Origin of the sequence: Escherichia ruysiae (assembly GCF_031323975.1) — a bacterium.
GTDB lineage: Bacteria > Pseudomonadota > Gammaproteobacteria > Enterobacterales > Enterobacteriaceae > Escherichia > Escherichia ruysiae.
Map to the genome: position 1 here is coordinate 3,097,758 of NZ_JAVIWS010000001.1, position 20,980 is coordinate 3,118,737.

A 20,980-nucleotide genomic window follows, 5' to 3' on the forward strand; every position below is an offset into this window, starting at 1 on the left:
ACAATGCAGGGTTCTGTGACAGAGTTTCTAAAACCGCGCCTGGTTGATATCGAGCAAGTGAGTTCGACGCACGCCAAGGTGACCCTTGAGCCTTTAGAGCGTGGCTTTGGCCATACTCTGGGTAACGCACTGCGCCGTATTCTGCTCTCATCGATGCCGGGTTGCGCGGTGACCGAGGTTGAGATTGATGGTGTACTACATGAGTACAGCACCAAAGAAGGCGTTCAGGAAGATATCCTGGAAATCCTGCTCAACCTGAAAGGGCTGGCGGTGAGAGTTCAGGGCAAAGATGAAGTTATTCTTACCTTGAATAAATCTGGCATTGGCCCTGTGACTGCAGCCGATATCACCCACGACGGTGATGTCGAAATCGTCAAGCCGCAGCACGTGATCTGCCACCTGACCGATGAGAACGCGTCTATTAGCATGCGTATCAAAGTTCAGCGCGGTCGTGGTTATGTGCCGGCTTCTACCCGAATTCATTCGGAAGAAGATGAGCGCCCAATCGGCCGTCTGCTGGTCGACGCATGCTACAGCCCTGTAGAGCGTATTGCCTACAATGTTGAAGCAGCGCGTGTAGAACAGCGTACCGACCTGGACAAGCTGGTCATCGAAATGGAAACCAACGGCACAATCGATCCTGAAGAGGCGATTCGTCGTGCGGCAACCATTCTGGCTGAACAACTGGAAGCTTTCGTTGACTTACGTGATGTACGTCAGCCGGAAGTGAAAGAAGAGAAACCAGAGTTCGATCCGATCCTGCTGCGCCCTGTTGACGATCTGGAATTGACTGTCCGCTCTGCTAACTGCCTTAAAGCAGAAGCTATCCACTATATCGGTGATCTGGTACAGCGTACCGAGGTTGAGCTCCTTAAAACGCCTAACCTTGGTAAAAAATCTCTTACTGAGATTAAAGACGTGCTGGCTTCCCGTGGACTGTCTCTGGGTATGCGCCTGGAAAACTGGCCACCGGCAAGCATCGCTGACGAGTAACCGGATCACAGGTTAAGGTTTTACTGAGAAGGATAAGGTCATGCGCCATCGTAAGAGTGGTCGTCAACTGAACCGCAACAGCAGCCATCGCCAGGCTATGTTCCGCAATATGGCAGGTTCACTGGTTCGTCATGAAATCATCAAGACGACTCTGCCTAAAGCGAAAGAGCTGCGCCGCGTAGTTGAGCCGCTGATTACTCTTGCCAAGACTGATAGCGTTGCTAATCGTCGTCTGGCATTCGCCCGTACTCGTGATAACGAGATCGTGGCAAAACTGTTTAACGAACTGGGCCCGCGTTTCGCGAGCCGTGCCGGTGGTTACACTCGTATTCTGAAGTGTGGTTTCCGTGCAGGCGACAACGCGCCGATGGCTTACATCGAGCTGGTTGATCGTTCAGAGAAAGCAGAAGCTGCTGCAGAGTAATCTGAAGCAACGTAAAAAAACCCGCCCCGGCGGGTTTTTTTATACCCGCAGTATCCCCACTTATCTACAATAGCTGTACTCTTTTTGTTCATCCCCTGGAGTATTTATGTGGTTACTTGACCAGTGGGCAGAGCGCCATATATCAGAAGCGCAAGCGAAAGGTGAGTTTGATAACCTGCCCGGTAGCGGCGAGCCATTGATACTTGATGATGATTCCCACGTGCCACCGGAATTACGTGCGGGGTATCGCTTGTTGAAGAATGCAGGTTGCTTACCGCCAGAACTTGAGCAACGAAAGGAGGCAATTCAACTTCTGGATATCCTCAAAGGTATTCATCATGACGATCCGCAATATCATGAAGTTAGTCGTCGGTTGTTATTACTGGAGTTAAAGCTGCGACAAGCAGGATTGAGCACCGAGTTTTTACGTGGTGAGTATGCTGACAAGTTGTTGGACAAAATCAACGATAACTAGTGGAGTATGTATGTATCGCATTGGTGAGCTGGCAAAAATGGCGGAAGTAACACCCGACACGATTCGTTATTACGAAAAGCAGCAGATGATGGAGCATGAAGTGCGTACCGAAGGTGGGTTTCGCCTGTATACCGAAAGCGATCTCCAGCGATTGAAATTTATCCGCCATGCCAGACAACTAGGTTTCAGTCTGGAGTCGATCCGCGAGTTGCTGTCGATCCGTATCGATCCTGAGCACCATACCTGTCAGGAGTCAAAAGGCATTGTGCAGGAAAGATTGCAGGAAGTCGAAGCACGGATAGCCGAGTTGCAGAGTATGCAGCGTTCCTTGCAACGCCTTAACGATGCCTGTTGTGGGACCGCCCATAGCAGTGTTTATTGCTCGATTCTTGAAGCTCTTGAACAAGGGGCGAGTGGCGTTAAGAGTGGCTGTTGATTTTTTGCACTGGCAGGATTACACTCGCGCCGTAAAATAATCAATTGGAGTTTTTATGAGCCGATATCAGCATACGAAAGGGCAGATAAAGGATAATGCGATAGAAGCATTACTGCATGACCCCCTGTTCAGACAACGCGTAGAGAAAAATAAAAAAGGGAAAGGCAGCTATATGCGAAAAGGAAAACATGGCAATCGGGGGAACTGGGAGGCCAGTGGCAAGAAAGTGAATCGCTTTTTTACCACTGGCCTTCTGCTTTCTGGCGCTTGTTAAGAGCGGTTATTCTGCTCTTTCAGCAAATCACGAATTTCTGTCAGTAATACTTCTTCTTTAGTTGGTGCTGGAGCCGCCGCCGGTTCTTCTTTTTTCCGATTCAGTTTGTTGATTAGCTTAATCGCCATAAAGATGGCAAAGGCCACAATCAGAAAATCAAATACGTTTTGAATGAAGACGCCGTAATGCATAACAACAGCGGGTACATCCCCCTGCGCATCGCGTAATGTGACAGCAAACTGTTTAAAGTCGATCCCGCCAATTAATAAACCCAGTGGCGGCATGATGATATCAGCAACCAGTGAAGAGACGATCTTACCGAATGCGGCGCCGATAATGACACCTACAGCCAAATCCACTACATTCCCGCGCATCGCAAATTCGCGAAATTCTTTAATAATGCTCATGTCTTTCTCCCTATGAAGCTAACATTTATAAGTCTAACAAATGTTAAGGCATTTTCCTGCCAGGAATGAATTTAATTAATCCTTGAAAAGAAAAGGGAAATAATAGGGCGTCATAAGACGCCTTATTAATTACAAGAAGAAAGGGCTTGGCTGGAAGAGTCGTTCGACGTCGGTAATAAACTTTTTATCTGTAAGAAACATAATCACGTGATCGCCTTGCTCAATACGTAAATTATCATTAGCAATCATCACGTCGTTTCCGCGTACCACCGCACCGATGATTGTCCCCGGTGGCAGTTTAATTTCATCAATAACCCGACCAACAACACGAGAAGTGCTCTCATCACCGTGAGCAACAGCTTCAATAGCTTCAGCCACACCTCGACGGAGTGAGGAAACACCAACAATATCAGCTTTTCGCACATGACTAAGCAACGCAGATATAGTTGCTTGTTGCGGTGAAATCGCAATATCGATCACGCTTCCTTGAACCAGATCCACATAAGCGCGACGTTGGATCAACACCATCACCTTTTTCGCCCCCATACGTTTGGCAAGCATGGCGGACATGATATTGGCTTCGTCATCGTTGGTGACGGCAATAAACAGATCAACTTGATCAATATGTTCTTCAGCCAGCAGTTCCTGATCCGACGCATCGCCAAAAAAGACGATCGTATTCTGCAACTTTTCCGCCAGTTCGGCAGCGCGCTGCTGATTACGTTCGATGAGTTTGACGCTGTAATCTTTTTCCAGACGACGCGCCAGTCCAGCGCCGATATTGCCGCCGCCTACCAGCATAATCCGCTTATACGGTTTTTCCAGACGTTGTAATTCGCTCATCACCGCGCGGATATGCTGTGAAGCGGCAATAAAGAACACTTCATCACCAGCTTCAACGATGGTCGAACCTTGCGGACGAATGGGGCGATCGTGGCGGAAAATTGCTGCCACACGAGTATCGATATGTGGCATATGTTCGCGCATGGTCGAAAGTGCATTACCAATCAGCGGGCCACCATAATAGGCTTTAACCACAGCCAGACTGACTTTACCCTCAGCGAAGTTCACCACCTGCAATGCGCCGGGATACTCAATCAGTCGGTAAATATTATCGATAACCAACTGCTCTGGCGCGATCAGATGATCAATCGGTACGGCATCAGAATGGAATAGCTTATCAGCATCTCGAACGTAGTCCGGCGAGCGGATACGAGCGATGCGATTAGGGGTGTTGAAAAGTGAGTAGGCTACCTGGCAGGCAACCATATTAGTTTCATCTGAACTAGTTACAGCAACCAGCATATCGGCGTCGTCGGCACCTGCCTCTCGCAATACGCGTGGATGAGAGCCATGCCCCTGCACAACACGCAGATCAAATTTATCCTGCAAGGTCCGCAGACGCTCACCATTAGTATCGACAACGGTAATATCGTTGTTCTCGCCAACCAGGTTTTCCGCCAGCGTGCCGCCAACCTGACCGGCACCCAGAATGATAATTTTCATCAGTCGCGACCCGTTATCTCATCACTTTTTGATTAGCTTAGCGTAAAAGAAGCCGTCACCGTCTTCGGCGCCTGGAAGATTTTGCTTACCAGGTTGCTCAGGTGTTCCTGTTTCGCAAAGTACGGCATCATCAGTACGTTGCAAAAAGGCTTTAATCTGCTGGCTATTCTCTTCCGGCAACACCGAACAGGTAGCATAAACCAGGGTTCCACCGGATTTTAAATGTGGCCAGATGGCGTCAAGGATTTCAGACTGCAACTGAGCGAGTTCCGGGATATCGCGATCGCGACGCAACCATTTAATATCCGGATGGCGACGAATCACACCGGTTGCCGAACAAGGCGCATCTAATAAAATGCGATCAAACTGTTGCTCGCCACACCATTGGGAAGGGTAACGGCCATCACCTTGTTTCACGATTGCCTTCATACCAAGGCGTTTTAAATTGTCGTAAACGCGAGAGAGCCGTTGCTCATCAATATCGACCGCCAGCACTTGCGCTTCTGGTGCCACTTCAAGGATATGCGTTGTTTTACCGCCGGGGGCGGCACAAAGATCCAGAATGTATTCACCATTTTGTGGAGCAAGCCAGGTCATGCAACCTTGTGCTGATGCATCCTGAACGGTAACCCATCCTTCTTCAAAACCGGGTAGCGCATGAACAGGTGCGGGTGTTTCCAGGCGTACAGCATCCGGGTAATCCGCATGTGGGAAGCCTTGCATACCAGCCTCTTCCAGAAGTGCAATCCAGTTATCGCGGGAATTATGCATACGATTAACGCGCAGCCACATTGGCGGACGCTGGTTATTGGCTTCGACGATGGATTGCCACTGCTCTGGATACGCTTTTTGCAGACGCTTCAGCAACCAAGAAGGATGTAGATAACGTGCATCACTGGCATTAAACTCGGCTAATAACTCTTCTTGCTGACGCTGGAACTGGCGTAACACGCCGTTAATCAGTCCCTTAAGTTGCGGGCGCTTAATTGCGACAGCACCTTCAACCGTTTCAGCCAGCGCAGCATGAGGTGGAATGCGGGTATAAAGCAGTTGATACAAACCAACCATAATCAGGTAATGCACAGTACGCTGTTTGCCAGTCATCGGACGGGCCATTAACTTATTAATCAGCCAGTCTAGCTGTGAGAGCGTACGCAATACGCCAAAGCACAACTCTTGAAGAAGGGCTTTGTCTTTATCGGAAACTTTTTGCTGTAGCGGTGGCAGAATGTTGCTTAATGATTGCCCTTGTTCGACGACTTGTTCAACGGCCTGGGCCGCCATGCTACGTAAATTACGTTGTTTTTTCATAAGTATAAAAATAAAAATGCCCGGCAAGACCGGGCTTAGAAGAGTGGACTATCAGGCCAGACGGTTGCCCGGAACAAACCATTCCCGACGAGAATTCAGGAGGTCTTGCGCGCTCATCGCTTTCTTACCCGCAGGTTGTAACGAGAGCAGGTTCAGGATGCCATCACCAGTTGCAACCTGGATGCCTTGTTTGTTGGCTTCAAGGATCGTTCCTGGCGCAGCCTTTGTTGGCGTATCAATGACCGACGCTTTCCAGACCTTAACCGGCTGTCCTTCAATTTCCAGCCAGCTCATCGGCCATGGATTGAAAGCGCGAATGCAGCGTTCAAGCTGTGCTGCCGAAAGTGACCAGTCAATACGTGCTTCTTCTTTACTTAGCTTTTCAGCGTAAGTGACAAGAGTTTCGTCCTGAACTTCTGGTTTCGCCGTCCCGTCTGCCAGTTGTTTCAACGTGGTGATAAGCCCTTGTGGGCCAAGCTCTGCCAGCTTGTCGTACAGCGTACCACTGGTATCTTCTGCAGTGATCGGGCAGGAGAGTTTATAAAGCATATCGCCAGTGTCCAAACCGACATCCATTTGCATAATGGTCACGCCGGTTTCTGCATCTCCCGCCCATAACGAACGTTGGATTGGCGCGGCACCGCGCCAGCGAGGCAGCAGTGAACCATGAACATTGATACAGCCGAGACGTGGCATCTCCAGCACAGCTTTAGGCAGAATCAGCCCATAGGCGACGACAACCATAACATCAGCTTGCAGGTCAGCGACCAGTTGCTGGTTTTCTTGTGGACGCAAAGAAACAGGCTGAAAAACGGGTAAGCCTTTTTCTTCAGCCAGCATTTTGACCGGACTTGGCATCAGCTTTTTGCCGCGCCCTGCTGGTCGGTCGGGTTGGGTAAACACGCCAACAACGTTATGTCCAGAAGACAACAGCGCGTCAAGATGACGCGCTGCAAAGTCAGGTGTACCCGCAAAAATAATACGTAGTGATTCTGACACGTTAGTTCTTATCCTTAAGCCCGGGCTTTCAGACGATCCAGTTTTTCAACTTTCTGACGAATACGTTGTTGTTTCAGCGGTGACAGATAATCCATAAACAGTTTGCCAACCAAGTGATCCATCTCATGTTGAATACAGATGGCTAACAGGCCGTCTGCTTCCAGTTCAAATGGTTTACCGTCGCGGTCCAGGGCGCGAATTTTAACTTTCTCAGCGCGTGGCACTAAAGCACGTTGTTCAGGGATCGACAGGCAACCTTCTTCAATGCCTGTTTCGCCGCTTTTTTCTAAAAGCTCCGGATTGATTAGCACCAGCCGTTCGTCACGGTTTTCCGAAACATCAATAACAATGATACGTTGATGGATATCAACCTGGGTTGCAGCCAGGCCAATACCTTCTTCTGCGTACATCGTCTCGAACATATCATCGACGATACGCTGAATTTCTGCATTCACTTCTTCTACCGGTTTAGCAACTTTGCGAAGCCGCTCGTCCGGAATATGTAACACTTGCAAAACTGACATAAATCTCCAGAGATGTGTTCAGGAGTTAGAAAGATTATTTCTTCTATTCTAGACAAATCCCCCTCTGATTGACAGCATCACTGACCAATCGCAAAGATTGCTAAGGCTGCTTATGGCAGGGAGATAAGGATGGTCGATACAGAAATTTGGCTGCGTCTGATGGGCATCAGCAGCTTGTACGGCGATGATATGGTTCGTATCGCTCACTGGCTGGCAAAACAGTCGTATATTGATGCGGTTGTATTGCAGCAAACAGGGCTTACATTGCGGCAGGCACAACGCTTTCTTTCATTTCCGCAAAAGAGTATTGAAAGCTCACTTTGTTGGCTTGAACAACCCAATCATCATTTAATCCCTGCGGATAGCGAATTTTATCCTCCTCAACTTCTCGCAACGGTTGATTATCCCGGTGCTCTGTTTGTTGCCGGGGGGCTTCCCGCATTGCGATCATTTCAGCTTGCCGTCGTGGGAAGTCGTGCTCATTCATGGTATGGCGAGCGATGGGGACGATTATTTTGCGAATCGCTGGCGACACGTGGCGTAACGATTACCAGTGGGCTGGCGCGTGGAATCGACGGTGTGGCACATAAAGCGGCGGTACAGGTAAATGGCGTTAGTATTGCGGTCTTGGGAAATGGACTCAATACTATCCATCCGCGTCGCCATGCTCAACTCGCCGCTAGTCTGCTTGAACAGGGAGGCGCTATCGTTTCCGAATTTCCGCTGGATGTTCCGCCACTGTCTTACAATTTCCCGCGAAGAAATCGCATTATCAGTGGTCTAAGTAAAGGTGTACTGGTGGTAGAAGCTGCTTTACGTAGTGGTTCTTTGGTGACAGCACGTTGTGCGCTTGAACAGGGGCGAGAAGTTTTTGCCTTGCCCGGTCCATTAGGGAGTCCGGGAAGCGAAGGACCTCACTGGTTAATAAAACAAGGTGCGACTCTTGTGACGGAACCGGAAGAAATCCTGGAAAATTTGCAATACGGATTGCACTGGTTGCCAGATGCCCCTGAAAATTCATTTTATTCACCGGATCAGGAAGACGTGGCATTGCCATTTCCTGAGCTCCTGGCTAACGTAGGAGATGAGGTAACACCTGTTGACGTCGTCGCTGAACGTGCCGGCCAACCTGTGCCAGAGGTAGTTACTCAACTACTAGAACTGGAGTTAGCAGGGTGGATCGCAGCAGTACCCGGCGGCTATGTCCGATTGAGGAGGGCATGCCATGTTCGACGTACTAATGTATTTGTTTGAAACCTATATTCACACAGAAGCTGAGTTGCGTGTGGATCAAGACAAACTTGAACAGGATCTTACCGATGCAGGATTTGATCGAGAAGATATCTACAATGCCCTGCTTTGGCTGGAAAAGCTTGCGGATTATCAGGAAGGACTGGCAGAGCCAATGCAACTGGCCTCTGATCCACTCTCCATGCGTATTTATACCCCGGAAGAGTGTGAAAGACTGGATGCCAGCTGTCGTGGTTTTCTGCTTTTCCTTGAGCAAATTCAGGTGCTTAACCTTGAAACCCGTGAAATGGTGATAGAGCGAGTGCTCGCGCTGGATACCGCAGAGTTCGACCTGGAAGACTTGAAATGGGTAATCCTGATGGTGTTGTTCAATATTCCGGGCTGCGAAAATGCGTACCAGCAAATGGAAGAATTACTCTTTGAAGTGAATGAAGGTATGCTGCATTAATCATTTCTTTAATTCAGCATAAGTTGTTATGGCGAAATCAGCACTGTTCACGGTGCGTAATAATGAGTCCTGCCCAAAGTGCGGGGCTGATCTGGTTATTCGATCCGGGAAACACGGTCCGTTTCTTGGGTGCTCACAGTATCCGGCGTGTGACTACGTCCGTCCTCTGAAATCTTCAGCGGATGGGCATATCGTCAAAGTTCTGGAGGGGCAAGTTTGCCCTGCATGTAGCGCAAATCTGGTATTACGCCAGGGACGCTTTGGTATGTTTATTGGCTGCAGTAACTACCCTGAATGCGAACATACTGAACTTATCGATAAACCGGACGAAACGGCAATTACATGTCCCCAATGTCGGACGGGTCATCTGGTCCAGCGCCGCTCCCGTTATGGCAAAACATTCCACTCCTGTGATCGCTACCCGGAGTGTCAATTTGCTATTAACTTCAAACCCATAGCCGGAGAGTGCCCTGAGTGTCACTATCCGCTACTCATCGAAAAGAAAACCGCGCAGGGTGTTAAACATTTCTGTGCCAGTAAACAATGTGGAAAGCCGGTTTCGGCGGAATAATAACGTGAATAATAACCTGCAAGGAGACGCTATCGCGGCTGCGGTAGATGTCCTCAATGAAGAACGTGTCATCGCCTATCCAACGGAAGCTGTTTTCGGTGTCGGGTGCGATCCTGATAGCGAAACTGCAGTGATGCGACTGTTGGAGTTAAAACAGCGTCCGGTTGATAAGGGGCTGATTTTAATCGCAGCAAATTACGAGCAGCTCAAACCTTATATCGATGACAGCATGCTGACGGACGCGCAGCGTGAAACCATTTTTTCCCGCTGGCCAGGTCCTGTCACCTTTGTCTTTCCCGCGCCTGCGACAACACCGCGCTGGTTGACGGGGCGCTTTGATTCGCTTGCTGTACGAGTCACCGACCATCCGTTGGTGATTGCTTTGTGCCAGGCTTATGGTAAACCGCTGGTTTCTACTAGTGCCAACTTGAGTGGATTGCCACCTTGCCGGACAGTAGACGAAGTTCGCGCACAATTTGGCGCGGCGTTCCCGGTTGTGCCTGGTGAAACGGGGGGGCGTTTAAATCCTTCAGAAATCCGCGATGCCCTGACGGGTGAACTGTTTCGACAGGGGTAACATAATGGAAATCTATGCTGTTTTTGGTAATCCGATAGCCCACAGCAAATCGCCATTCATTCATCAGCAATTTGCTCAGCAACTGAATATTGAACATCCCTATGGGCGCGTGTTGGCACCCATCAATGATTTCATCAACACACTGAACGCTTTCTTAAGTGCTGGTGGCAAAGGTGCGAATGTGACGGTGCCTTTTAAAGAAGAGGCTTTTGCCAGAGCGGATGAACTCACTGAACGGGCAGCGTTGGCTGGTGCTGTTAATACCCTCAAGCAGTTAGAAGATGGGCGCCTGCTGGGTGACAATACCGATGGCGTAGGTTTGTTAAGCGATCTGGAACGTCTCTCTTTTATCCGCCCCGGGTTACGTATCCTGCTCATTGGCGCTGGCGGGGCATCTCGCGGTGTACTACTGCCACTTCTTTCCCTGGACTGTGCGGTGACAATCACTAATCGGACGGTTTCCCGCGCGGAAGAGTTGGCTAAATTGTTTGCGCATACTGGCAGTATTCAGGCGTTGGGTATGGACGAACTGGAAAGTCATGAGTTCGATCTCATTATTAATGCAACATCCAGTGGCATCAGTGGTGATATTCCCGCGATCCCAGCATCGCTCATCCATCCAGGTATTTGTTGTTATGACATGTTCTATCAGAAAGGAAAAACACCTTTTCTGGCATGGTGTGAGCAGCGAGGCTCAAAGCATAATGCTGATGGTTTAGGGATGCTGGTGGCACAGGCGGCTCATGCCTTCCTTCTTTGGCATGGCGTTCTGCCTGATGTAGAACCGGTCATCAAACAATTGCAACAGGAGCTGTCGGTGTGAATCAGGCCATCCAGTTTCCAGACAGGGAAGAGTGGGACGAGAATAAAAAATGTGTATGTTTTCCCGCTCTCGTGAATGGCATGCAACTGACATGTGCGATCTCTGGCGAGAGCCTGGCGTATCGCTTTACTGGAGATACGCCAGAACAGTGGTTAGCGAGTTTTCGTCAGCATCGCTGGGACCTGGAAGAAGAAGCGGAAAACTTAATTCAGGAACAAAGTGAAGATGATCAAGGCTGGGTCTGGTTACCCTGATCCAGATATTCGTCTTTCCATTTGACGTAATTATTCGCGGAATAGCGTAACCCAGCCTTCTCTTCATCACTTAACGGGCGGATCTGTTTGACGGGGCTACCGAGATACAGATATCCGCTCTCCAGCCGTTTATTTTGTGGGACCAGGCTACCCGCACCAATCATCACATCATCTTCTACTATTGCGCCATCAAGTAAAATTGAGCCCATCCCAACCAAAACTCGATTGCCAATGGTGCAGCCGTGGAGCATCACTTTATGTCCAACCGTAACGTCTTCGCCGACGATTAACGGATTGCCTTGTGGATTAGCCGTTGATTTATGGGTCACGTGTAAGACGCTGCCATCCTGGATATTGGTTCGGGCGCCGATCTGAACATAATTAACATCACCACGAATTACAACAAGTGGCCAGATCCCCACATCATCGGCCAACCGAACATCACCAATAATCACACTGCTACTGTCAATCATGACTCGCTGACCGATTTGTGGAAAAAGATCCCGGTATGGGCGTAGAGTGTCTGACATACTTACCTCAACGAAAAATGATTTATCTATGACTTTGGGTGCTTTATTAGCCTTGCGCAAGTGTTTTGCTATGTAAAAATGCGCCATTTTGCATGTGAATGCAGCAAAGAGGCTGAAAAAAGAACAAACAGAAAAAAAGATCAAAAAAGTACTTGTGCAAAAAATTGGGATCCCTATAATGCGCCTCCGTTGAGACGACAACGTGAAACACTTCACAAGATGGTCGTAACAACGAAGAGAAAAATCCTGAAATTCAGGGTTGACTCTGAAAGAGGAAAGCGTAATATACGCCACCTCGCGACAGTGAGCTGAAAGCCGCGTCGCAACTGCTCTTTAACAATTTATCAGACAATCTGTGTGGGCACTCGAAGATACGGATTCTTAACGTCCTCGGACGATAAATGAATACCAAGTCTCAAGAGTGAACACGTAATTCATTACGAAGTTTAATTCTTTGAGCATCAAACTTTTAAATTGAAGAGTTTGATCATGGCTCAGATTGAACGCTGGCGGCAGGCCTAACACATGCAAGTCGAACGGTAACAGGAAACAGCTTGCTGTTTCGCTGACGAGTGGCGGACGGGTGAGTAATGTCTGGGAAACTGCCCGATGGAGGGGGATAACTACTGGAAACGGTAGCTAATACCGCATAACGTCGCAAGACCAAAGAGGGGGACCTTCGGGCCTCTTGCCATCGGATGTGCCCAGATGGGATTAGCTAGTAGGTGGGGTAACGGCTCACCTAGGCGACGATCCCTAGCTGGTCTGAGAGGATGACCAGCCACACTGGAACTGAGACACGGTCCAGACTCCTACGGGAGGCAGCAGTGGGGAATATTGCACAATGGGCGCAAGCCTGATGCAGCCATGCCGCGTGTATGAAGAAGGCCTTCGGGTTGTAAAGTACTTTCAGCGGGGAGGAAGGGAGTAAAGTTAATACCTTTATTCATTGACGTTACCCGCAGAAGAAGCACCGGCTAACTCCGTGCCAGCAGCCGCGGTAATACGGAGGGTGCAAGCGTTAATCGGAATTACTGGGCGTAAAGCGCACGCAGGCGGTCTGTTAAGTCAGATGTGAAATCCCCGGGCTCAACCTGGGAACTGCATCTGATACTGGCAGGCTTGAGTCTCGTAGAGGGGGGTAGAATTCCAGGTGTAGCGGTGAAATGCGTAGAGATCTGGAGGAATACCGGTGGCGAAGGCGGCCCCCTGGACGAAGACTGACGCTCAGGTGCGAAAGCGTGGGGAGCAAACAGGATTAGATACCCTGGTAGTCCACGCCGTAAACGATGTCGACTTGGAGGTTGTGCCCTTGAGGCGTGGCTTCCGGAGCTAACGCGTTAAGTCGACCGCCTGGGGAGTACGGCCGCAAGGTTAAAACTCAAATGAATTGACGGGGGCCCGCACAAGCGGTGGAGCATGTGGTTTAATTCGATGCAACGCGAAGAACCTTACCTGGTCTTGACATCCACAGAACTTTCCAGAGATGGATTGGTGCCTTCGGGAACTGTGAGACAGGTGCTGCATGGCTGTCGTCAGCTCGTGTTGTGAAATGTTGGGTTAAGTCCCGCAACGAGCGCAACCCTTATCCTTTGTTGCCAGCGGTCCGGCCGGGAACTCAAAGGAGACTGCCAGTGATAAACTGGAGGAAGGTGGGGATGACGTCAAGTCATCATGGCCCTTACGACCAGGGCTACACACGTGCTACAATGGCGCATACAAAGAGAAGCGACCTCGCGAGAGCAAGCGGACCTCATAAAGTGCGTCGTAGTCCGGATTGGAGTCTGCAACTCGACTCCATGAAGTCGGAATCGCTAGTAATCGTGGATCAGAATGCCACGGTGAATACGTTCCCGGGCCTTGTACACACCGCCCGTCACACCATGGGAGTGGGTTGCAAAAGAAGTAGGTAGCTTAACCTTCGGGAGGGCGCTTACCACTTTGTGATTCATGACTGGGGTGAAGTCGTAACAAGGTAACCGTAGGGGAACCTGCGGTTGGATCACCTCCTTACCTTAAAGAAACGTACTTTGCAGTGCTCACACAGATTGTCTGATGAAAATGAGCAGTAAAACCTCTACAGGCTTGTAGCTCAGGTGGTTAGAGCGCACCCCTGATAAGGGTGAGGTCGGTGGTTCAAGTCCACTCAGGCCTACCAAATTTGCACCGCAAATTTGAAGAGGTTTTAACTACATGTTATGGGGCTATAGCTCAGCTGGGAGAGCGCCTGCTTTGCACGCAGGAGGTCTGCGGTTCGATCCCGCATAGCTCCACCATCTCTGTAGTGATTAAATAAAAAATACTTCAGAGTGTACCTGCAAGGGTTCACTGCGAAGTTTTGCTCTTTAAAAATCTGGATCAAGCTGAAAATTGAAACACTGAACAATGAAAGTTGTTCGTGAGTCTCTCAAATTTTCGCAACACGATGGTGTTTTACGAAACATCTTCGGGTTGTGAGGTTAAGCGACTAAGCGTACACGGTGGATGCCCTGGCAGTCAGAGGCGATGAAGGACGTGCTAATCTGCGATAAGCGTCGGTAAGGTGATATGAACCGTTATAACCGGCGATTTCCGAATGGGGAAACCCAGTGTGATTCGTCACACTATCATTAACTGAATCCATAGGTTAATGAGGCGAACCGGGGGAACTGAAACATCTAAGTACCCCGAGGAAAAGAAATCAACCGAGATTCCCCCAGTAGCGGCGAGCGAACGGGGAGCAGCCCAGAGCCTGAATCAGTGTGTGTGTTAGTGGAAGCGTCTGGAAAGGCGCGCGATACAGGGTGACAGCCCCGTACACAAAAATGCACATACTGTGAGCTCGATGAGTAGGGCGGGACACGTGGTATCCTGTCTGAATATGGGGGGACCATCCTCCAAGGCTAAATACTCCTGACTGACCGATAGTGAACCAGTACCGTGAGGGAAAGGCGAAAAGAACCCCGGCGAGGGGAGTGAAAAAGAACCTGAAACCGTGTACGTACAAGCAGTGGGAGCCTTGATTTATCAGGGTGACTGCGTACCTTTTGTATAATGGGTCAGCGACTTATATTCTGTAGCAAGGTTAACCGAATAGGGGAGCCGAAGGGAAACCGAGTCTTAACTGGGCGTTAAGTTGCAGGGTATAGACCCGAAACCCGGTGATCTAGCCATGGGCAGGTTGAAGGTTGGGTAACACTAACTGGAGGACCGAACCGACTAATGTTGAAAAATTAGCGGATGACTTGTGGCTGGGGGTGAAAGGCCAATCAAACCGGGAGATAGCTGGTTCTCCCCGAAAGCTATTTAGGTAGCGCCTCGTGAATTCATCTCCGGGGGTAGAGCACTGTTTCGGCAAGGGGGTCATCCCGACTTACCAACCCGATGCAAACTGCGAATACCGGAGAATGTTATCACGGGAGACACACGGCGGGTGCTAACGTCCGTCGTGAAGAGGGAAACAACCCAGACCGCCAGCTAAGGTCCCAAAGTCATGGTTAAGTGGGAAACGATGTGGGAAGGCCCAGACAGCCAGGATGTTGGCTTAGAAGCAGCCATCATTTAAAGAAAGCGTAATAGCTCACTGGTCGAGTCGGCCTGCGCGGAAGATGTAACGGGGCTAAACCATGCACCGAAGCTGCGGCAGCGACGCTCATGCGTTGTTGGGTAGGGGAGCGTTCTGTAAGCCTGCGAAGGTGTGCTGTGAGGCATGCTGGAGGTATCAGAAGTGCGAATGCTGACATAAGTAACGATAAAGCGGGTGAAAAGCCCGCTCGCCGGAAGACCAAGGGTTCCTGTCCAACGTTAATCGGGGCAGGGTGAGTCGACCCCTAAGGCGAGGCCGAAAGGCGTAGTCGATGGGAAACAGGTTAATATTCCTGTACTTGGTGTTACTGCGAAGGGGGGACGGAGAAGGCTATGTTGGCCGGGCGACGGTTGTCCCGGTTTAAGCGTGTAGGCTGGTTTTCCAGGCAAATCCGGAAAATCAAGGCTGAGGCGTGATGACGAGGCACTACGGTGCTGAAGCAACAAATGCCCTGCTTCCAGGAAAAGCCTCTAAGCATCAGGTAACATCAAATCGTACCCCAAACCGACACAGGTGGTCAGGTAGAGAATACCAAGGCGCTTGAGAGAACTCGGGTGAAGGAACTAGGCAAAATGGTGCCGTAACTTCGGGAGAAGGCACGCTGATATGTAGGTGAAGCGACTTGCTCGTGGAGCTGAAATCAGTCGAAGATACCAGCTGGCTGCAACTGTTTATTAAAAACACAGCACTGTGCAAACACGAAAGTGGACGTATACGGTGTGACGCCTGCCCGGTGCCGGAAGGTTAATTGATGGGGTCAGCCGCAAGGCGAAGCTCTTGATCGAAGCCCCGGTAAACGGCGGCCGTAACTATAACGGTCCTAAGGTAGCGAAATTCCTTGTCGGGTAAGTTCCGACCTGCACGAATGGCGTAATGATGGCCAGGCTGTCTCCACCCGAGACTCAGTGAAATTGAACTCGCTGTGAAGATGCAGTGTACCCGCGGCAAGACGGAAAGACCCCGTGAACCTTTACTATAGCTTGACACTGAACATTGAGCCTTGATGTGTAGGATAGGTGGGAGGCTTTGAAGCGTGGACGCCAGTCTGCGTGGAGCCGACCTTGAAATACCACCCTTTAATGTTTGATGTTCTAACGTGGACCCGTTATCCGGGTTGCGGACAGTGTCTGGTGGGTAGTTTGACTGGGGCGGTCTCCTCCTAAAGAGTAACGGAGGAGCACGAAGGTTGGCTAATCCTGGTCGGACATCAGGAGGTTAGTGCAATGGCATAAGCCAGCTTGACTGCGAGCGTGACGGCGCGAGCAGGTGCGAAAGCAGGTCATAGTGATCCGGTGGTTCTGAATGGAAGGGCCATCGCTCAACGGATAAAAGGTACTCCGGGGATAACAGGCTGATACCGCCCAAGAGTTCATATCGACGGCGGTGTTTGGCACCTCGATGTCGGCTCATCACATCCTGGGGCTGAAGTAGGTCCCAAGGGTATGGCTGTTCGCCATTTAAAGTGGTACGCGAGCTGGGTTTAGAACGTCGTGAGACAGTTCGGTCCCTATCTGCCGTGGGCGCTGGAGAACTGAGGGGGGCTGCTCCTAGTACGAGAGGACCGGAGTGGACGCATCACTGGTGTTCGGGTTGTCATGCCAATGGCACTGCCCGGTAGCTAAATGCGGAAGAGATAAGTGCTGAAAGCATCTAAGCACGAAACTTGCCCCGAGATGAGTTCTCCCTGACTCCTTGAGAGTCCTGAAGGAACGTTGAAGACGACGACGTTGATAGGCCGGGTGTGTAAGCGCAGCGATGCGTTGAGCTAACCGGTACTAATGAACCGTGAGGCTTAACCTTACAACGCCGAAGCTGTTTTGGCGGATGAGAGAAGATTTTCAGCCTGATACAGATTAAATCGACATGTCGGAATAAGACGTGTTGATAAACAGAATTTGCCTGGCGGCCGTAGCGCGGTGGTCCCACCTGACCCCATGCCGAACTCAGAAGTGAAACGCCGTAGCGCCGATGGTAGTGTGGGGTCTCCCCATGCGAGAGTAGGGAACTGCCAGGCATCAAATTTAGCGTGCTGATATGGCTCAGTTGGTAGAGCGCACCCTTGGTAAGGGTGAGGTCCCCAGTTCGACTCTGGGTATCAGCACCACTTTTTAGGTTAAAGTTCGGCAGATTAGAAAAGAATTTGTCTGGCGGCAGTAGCGCGGTGGTCCCACCTGACCCCATGCCGAACTCAGAAGTGAAACGCCGTAGCGCCGATGGTAGTGTGGGGTCTCCCCATGCGAGAGTAGGGAACTGCCAGACATCAAATAAAACAAAAGGCTCAGTCGGAAGACTGGGCCTTTTGTTTTATTTGATGTTTGTCGGTGAACACTCTCCCGAGTAGGACAAATCCGCCGGGAGCGGATTTGAACGTTGCGAAGCAACGGCCCGGAGGGTGGCGGGCAGGACGCCCGCCATAAACTGCCAGACATCAAATCAGGCGAAAGGACATCCGAAAGGATGGCCTTTTTGCATTGTGCGAAAAAAAAAGTTGGATTCACCTTTTCAGTCCAGGAAACGCAACTTAATGGATTACCTGCGATAAAAATGCCCTAGTACGCTCTGATTTAGGATGCGCAAAAAACTCATCTGGTGCAGCTTGTTCCACTATCTCTCCGCGATCCATAAAAATCACCCGGTCAGCGACGGTTCGCGCAAATCCCATCTCATGCGTTACGCACAACATCGTCATACCCGATTGCGCCAGCCCAATCATCGTATCCAGTACTTCTTTTACCATCTCCGGATCGAGCGCGGATGTTGGTTCATCAAACAGCATAATCTTGGGCTTCATACAAAGTGAACGTGCTATAGCAACGCGTTGCTGCTGACCACCGGAGATCTGTCCGGGAAACTTCTGTGCATGTTCGGCAATTCTCACCCGCTCAAGGTAATGCATCGCCAGAGCTTCAGCCTCTTTCTTTGGCATCTTGCGTACCCAAATAGGTGCAAGGGTACAGTTCTGTAAAACGGTCAGATGTGGGAAAAGATTAAAATGCTGAAAGACCATTCCCACTTCCTGTCTGACACGCTCAATATTGCGGATATCTTCGTTAAGTTCGATCCCATCCACCACGATCCGTCCCTGTTGATGTTCTTCCAGATGATTAATACAACGAATGGTTGTCGATTTCCCGGAACCAGATGGGCCACACAGAACGATTCGTTCTCCCGGTTGCACGGTTAAATTTATATTTTTCAGTACATGGAATTGCCCATACCACTTGTTAACATTTTCAAGCGTAATCATCGCGTTAGCAGGTTGCAGTAAAATTTGGCTCATAGTGTCCTCAATGCGGTGTACGCCCGGTGTTAAAACGTTTTTCCAGATGCTGGCTATAACGTGACATGCTGAAACAGAAGATCCAGTAGATCAGCGCGGCGAAAACATACCCTTCCGTCGACATACCCAACCAGGCGGGATCAACGGTTGCCTGCTGAACGCTACTGAAAAGATCGAACAACCCGATGATGATCACCAGGCTGGTATCTTTGAAGAGTGCGATGATGGTATTTACCAGCCCAGGGATTACCAGCTTCAACGCCTGTGGCAGAATAACCAGCCCCTGAGTTTTCCAGTAACCCAACGCCAGTGATTCCGCCGCTTCATATTGCCCTTTAGGCAGTGCCTGTAATCCGCCTCGCACGACTTCCGCAACATATGCTGACTGAAACAGGATCACGCCAACCAGTGCGCGGATCAGTTTGTCGATACTGGTGCCTTCTGCCATAAACAGCGGCAGCATTACCGAAGACATAAACAAGACGGTGATTAGCGGTACGCCGCGCCAGAACTCGATAAAAATGACCGATAAGATACGCACAATCGGCATATGGGAGCGGCGGCCTAACGCCAGTAAGATCCCCCACGGTAGCGCCCCCGCAATTCCAACTGATGCAATAATTAAAGTTAGCGTCAGCCCGCCCCATTGCCGGGTTTCAACCCGCTCAAGACCAAGAAAACCGCCATACATCAGCCACCAGACGATAAGTGGATAAATCACCGCCCAGACCGCAATATAGCGACCGCGATGTGGGAATATTTTCCAGAACATCGGCGCAATCGAAACCAGGCCAATCAGTAATGCCAGATTAATTCGCCAGCGTTGGTCGTGTGGGTAAAGCCCATACATAAATTGACCAAATCGTTCGTGGATGAAAACCCAACAGGCACCGGCTTTTGTGCAGTCGGCACGCGTTGAGCCAACCCAGTTAGCCTGCAAAAATGCCCAGTTCAGCAACGGTGGAATCAATTCCCACATCAACCACAAGCAGCCAATAGTCAGCAGGCTATTGCCCCAGCTGGAGAACAGATTTTTTCGCACCCACACCATAGCGCGGCTTGAGTTATGGCTCGCCGGGCGCGGGGGATGAGCCAGTAATACTTTTGTCATCATGACTCCTTAGCGTTCAACGATCGCGATGCGGCGGTTATAGATATTCATCAGCAGCGAGATAGTCAGGCTGATAATCAGATATACCGACATGGTCATGGCTATCGTTTCGATGGCTTGCCCCGTCTGGTTCAGCACGGTGCCAGCAAACAGCGAAACCATATCCGGATAGCCAATAGCGGCGGCAAGAGAGGAGTTTTTGACGATGTTGAGATACTGGCTGGTAAGTGGTGGAATAATCACCCGCAGCGCCTGGGGAATAATCACCTGGCGTAGCGTAACCGGGTTGGGTAATCCCAGCGAGCGGGCAGCTTCATGTTGACCATAAGGCACTGCCTGAATCCCGGCGCGGATAATCTCAGCGATAAATGCAGAGGTATAAACTGAAAGAGCCAGCGTTAAGGCTGCCAGTTCGGGTATGAGAACCATACCGCCACGGAAGTTAAACCCTTGTAGCGCAGGGATATTCCAGTGCACTGCTGCACCGAAAAGCCAGTGTGCCAGTAAAGGCAAACCAATGATCAACCCAACGGCGACAGGCCAGGTTCGGCGCAGTTGTCCGGTCTTTATCTGGTGTGTTTTATTAAAGCGGAATAGCCTAACAGAAAGGGCTATAGCCATAACAACAGCCAGGATAAATGCAAGAAACCCATCTCCCAGCTGCGGTGACGGAATATAAAGCCCACGATTGCTCAAAAAGATCAGATCTAACGCACTCACCGCCTGGCGTGGTCCGGGTAAATTGCGCAACACGGCAAAATACCAGAAGAAGATTTGCAGCAGCGGCGGAATATTACGGAAGATCTCAATATAAATTGTGGAAAGCTTTCGTAGCAGCCAGTTATCCGAAAGTCTCGCCAGACCGATAAAGAAGCCCAGAACAGAAGCGAACACAATACACAATGCTGAAACCAGTAACGTGTTGAGTAAGCCAACAATAAAAACGCGTCCGTAGGTATCGCCCTGCTGGTAATTGATCAAATGCTGGACGATGCCGAAGCCAGCGCCGCGATCCAGGAAGGCAAAACCTGAAGTAATGCCGCGATTACTGAGATTCGTTACGGTGTTATGGAATAGCCAGCCTACAATGCCGACGACGGCGACAACGGCAAGGATCTGGAAAAGCCAGGCGCGCACTGTAGGATTGGCAAATGAAAGTGAACCTTTAACGGTTGTGCGGCGATGAGACATAGGAACCTCGGAAACCATAACGCTAAAGAG

20 protein-coding genes, 3 tRNA genes and 4 rRNA genes are annotated in these 20,980 nt (G+C 50.2%); 18 read left to right on the plus strand and 9 right to left on the minus strand.

The window, feature by feature from the left end; all coding sequences use genetic code 11:
- The first annotated feature begins 3 nt into the window (after positions 1-3).
- The 5 genes from RGV86_RS14985 (at position 4) to arfA (ending at position 2,602) form a co-directional block, all read left to right on the plus strand.
- Complete coding sequence (locus RGV86_RS14985; RefSeq protein WP_001162094.1) at positions 4-993, plus strand: DNA-directed RNA polymerase subunit alpha; 990 nt, start codon at positions 4-6, stop codon at positions 991-993.
- Between the two features lie 40 nt (positions 994-1,033).
- Positions 1,034-1,417, plus strand: a complete 384-nt coding sequence (gene rplQ / locus RGV86_RS14990) for a 50S ribosomal protein L17 (RefSeq protein ID WP_001216368.1) — start codon at positions 1,034-1,036, stop codon at positions 1,415-1,417.
- A 106-nt stretch (positions 1,418-1,523) separates the two neighbouring features.
- A complete protein-coding gene (locus RGV86_RS14995) occupies positions 1,524-1,892 on the plus strand; it encodes a DnaJ family domain-containing protein (protein ID WP_000266522.1) in 369 nt (122 codons plus the stop codon).
- A gap of 10 nt (positions 1,893-1,902) precedes the next feature.
- Positions 1,903-2,328 (plus strand): Zn(2+)-responsive transcriptional regulator, encoded by a 426-nt coding sequence (gene zntR / locus RGV86_RS15000; RefSeq protein ID WP_000285607.1) that lies wholly within the window; start codon positions 1,903-1,905, stop codon positions 2,326-2,328.
- Positions 2,329-2,383: 55 nt separating this feature from the next.
- Positions 2,384-2,602: an alternative ribosome-rescue factor ArfA gene (gene arfA / locus RGV86_RS15005; RefSeq protein ID WP_000092701.1), complete on the plus strand. Its 219-nt coding sequence runs from the start codon at positions 2,384-2,386 to the stop codon at positions 2,600-2,602.
- Here the strand turns inward: arfA and mscL are convergent.
- The 5 genes from mscL to def all read right to left on the minus strand — a co-directional run bounded on the left by mscL (position 2,599) and on the right by def (position 7,349).
- On the minus strand, positions 2,599-3,009 hold the full coding sequence (mscL, locus tag RGV86_RS15010) for a large-conductance mechanosensitive channel protein MscL (RefSeq protein ID WP_000022446.1): 411 nt from the start codon (positions 3,007-3,009) through the stop codon (positions 2,599-2,601). The two genes, arfA and mscL, sit on opposite strands and share 4 nt — an antisense overlap.
- A 129-nt stretch (positions 3,010-3,138) precedes the next feature.
- Complete coding sequence (gene trkA, locus RGV86_RS15015) at positions 3,139-4,515, minus strand: Trk system potassium transporter TrkA (RefSeq protein WP_000691382.1); 1,377 nt, start codon at positions 4,513-4,515, stop codon at positions 3,139-3,141.
- 21 nt (positions 4,516-4,536) lie between these two features.
- Positions 4,537-5,826, minus strand: coding sequence for a 16S rRNA (cytosine(967)-C(5))-methyltransferase RsmB (rsmB, locus tag RGV86_RS15020; protein WP_085461313.1), 1,290 nt, complete (start codon positions 5,824-5,826; stop codon positions 4,537-4,539).
- A 51-nt stretch (positions 5,827-5,877) separates the two neighbouring features.
- Complete coding sequence (gene fmt / locus RGV86_RS15025; RefSeq protein WP_000004442.1) at positions 5,878-6,825, minus strand: methionyl-tRNA formyltransferase; 948 nt, start codon at positions 6,823-6,825, stop codon at positions 5,878-5,880.
- A gap of 14 nt (positions 6,826-6,839) precedes the next feature.
- Positions 6,840-7,349 (minus strand): peptide deformylase, encoded by a 510-nt coding sequence (def, locus tag RGV86_RS15030; protein ID WP_000114984.1) that lies wholly within the window; start codon positions 7,347-7,349, stop codon positions 6,840-6,842.
- A 129-nt stretch (positions 7,350-7,478) separates the two neighbouring features.
- On the opposite strand from def, the gene dprA reads away from it, so the two are divergent.
- Genes dprA through RGV86_RS15060 form a run of 6 tightly spaced genes read left to right on the plus strand, consistent with a single transcriptional unit; the run spans position 7,479 to position 11,273 of the window.
- Positions 7,479-8,603: a DNA-protecting protein DprA gene (gene dprA, locus RGV86_RS15035; protein WP_000228513.1), complete on the plus strand. Its 1,125-nt coding sequence runs from the start codon at positions 7,479-7,481 to the stop codon at positions 8,601-8,603.
- Positions 8,575-9,048, plus strand: coding sequence for a DUF494 family protein Smg (gene smg, locus RGV86_RS15040; RefSeq protein WP_000460672.1), 474 nt, complete (start codon positions 8,575-8,577; stop codon positions 9,046-9,048). Before dprA ends, smg begins: the two co-directional genes overlap by 29 nt.
- Positions 9,049-9,076: 28 nt before the next feature.
- Entirely contained in the window at positions 9,077-9,619 is a 543-nt protein-coding gene (locus tag RGV86_RS15045) for a DNA topoisomerase family protein (RefSeq protein WP_010346159.1), read from the plus strand.
- Between the two features lie 4 nt (positions 9,620-9,623).
- Complete coding sequence (gene tsaC / locus RGV86_RS15050) at positions 9,624-10,196, plus strand: L-threonylcarbamoyladenylate synthase type 1 TsaC (protein WP_010346162.1); 573 nt, start codon at positions 9,624-9,626, stop codon at positions 10,194-10,196.
- Positions 10,197-10,200: 4 nt separating this feature from the next.
- Positions 10,201-11,019, plus strand: coding sequence for a shikimate dehydrogenase (aroE, locus tag RGV86_RS15055; protein ID WP_085461311.1), 819 nt, complete (start codon positions 10,201-10,203; stop codon positions 11,017-11,019).
- On the plus strand, positions 11,016-11,273 hold the full coding sequence (locus RGV86_RS15060; protein ID WP_001070563.1) for a DUF1488 family protein: 258 nt from the start codon (positions 11,016-11,018) through the stop codon (positions 11,271-11,273). The genes aroE and RGV86_RS15060 overlap by 4 nt, the downstream gene beginning before the upstream one ends.
- On the opposite strand, the gene RGV86_RS15065 is transcribed toward RGV86_RS15060, so the two are convergent.
- On the minus strand, positions 11,249-11,803 hold the full coding sequence (locus tag RGV86_RS15065) for a gamma carbonic anhydrase family protein (protein ID WP_085461310.1): 555 nt from the start codon (positions 11,801-11,803) through the stop codon (positions 11,249-11,251). The genes RGV86_RS15060 and RGV86_RS15065 overlap by 25 nt on opposite strands.
- A 471-nt stretch (positions 11,804-12,274) precedes the next feature.
- Here RGV86_RS15065 and RGV86_RS15070 point away from each other — a divergent pair.
- The 7 genes from RGV86_RS15070 to rrf (RGV86_RS15100) all read left to right on the plus strand — a co-directional run bounded on the left by RGV86_RS15070 (position 12,275) and on the right by rrf (RGV86_RS15100) (position 17,627).
- Positions 12,275-13,816 (plus strand): 16S ribosomal RNA (locus tag RGV86_RS15070).
- Between the two features lie 68 nt (positions 13,817-13,884).
- Positions 13,885-13,961 (plus strand) — tRNA-Ile (locus RGV86_RS15075).
- 42 nt (positions 13,962-14,003) lie between these two features.
- A tRNA-Ala gene (locus RGV86_RS15080) sits at positions 14,004-14,079 on the plus strand.
- A gap of 181 nt (positions 14,080-14,260) precedes the next feature.
- Positions 14,261-17,168, plus strand: a 23S ribosomal RNA gene (locus RGV86_RS15085).
- Between the two features lie 98 nt (positions 17,169-17,266).
- Positions 17,267-17,382, plus strand: a 5S ribosomal RNA gene (gene rrf / locus RGV86_RS15090).
- Between the two features lie 14 nt (positions 17,383-17,396).
- Positions 17,397-17,472: transfer RNA gene (locus RGV86_RS15095), tRNA-Thr, on the plus strand.
- 39 nt (positions 17,473-17,511) lie between these two features.
- Positions 17,512-17,627 (plus strand): 5S ribosomal RNA (gene rrf, locus RGV86_RS15100).
- Together the 16S, 23S and 5S rRNA genes with 3 tRNA genes alongside form the textbook arrangement of a ribosomal RNA operon.
- Before the next feature lie 262 nt (positions 17,628-17,889).
- Here rrf (RGV86_RS15100) and RGV86_RS15105 read toward each other — a convergent pair.
- Genes RGV86_RS15105 through RGV86_RS15115 form a run of 3 tightly spaced genes read right to left on the minus strand, consistent with a single transcriptional unit; the run spans position 17,890 to position 20,950 of the window.
- Positions 17,890-18,648 (minus strand): amino acid ABC transporter ATP-binding protein, encoded by a 759-nt coding sequence (locus RGV86_RS15105; RefSeq protein WP_000078344.1) that lies wholly within the window; start codon positions 18,646-18,648, stop codon positions 17,890-17,892.
- A gap of 7 nt (positions 18,649-18,655) precedes the next feature.
- A complete protein-coding gene (locus RGV86_RS15110) occupies positions 18,656-19,759 on the minus strand; it encodes an amino acid ABC transporter permease (protein WP_032226589.1) in 1,104 nt (367 codons plus the stop codon).
- A 9-nt stretch (positions 19,760-19,768) separates the two neighbouring features.
- Complete coding sequence (locus RGV86_RS15115) at positions 19,769-20,950, minus strand: amino acid ABC transporter permease (RefSeq protein WP_085460257.1); 1,182 nt, start codon at positions 20,948-20,950, stop codon at positions 19,769-19,771.
- Between the last annotated feature and the right edge of the window lie 30 nt (positions 20,951-20,980).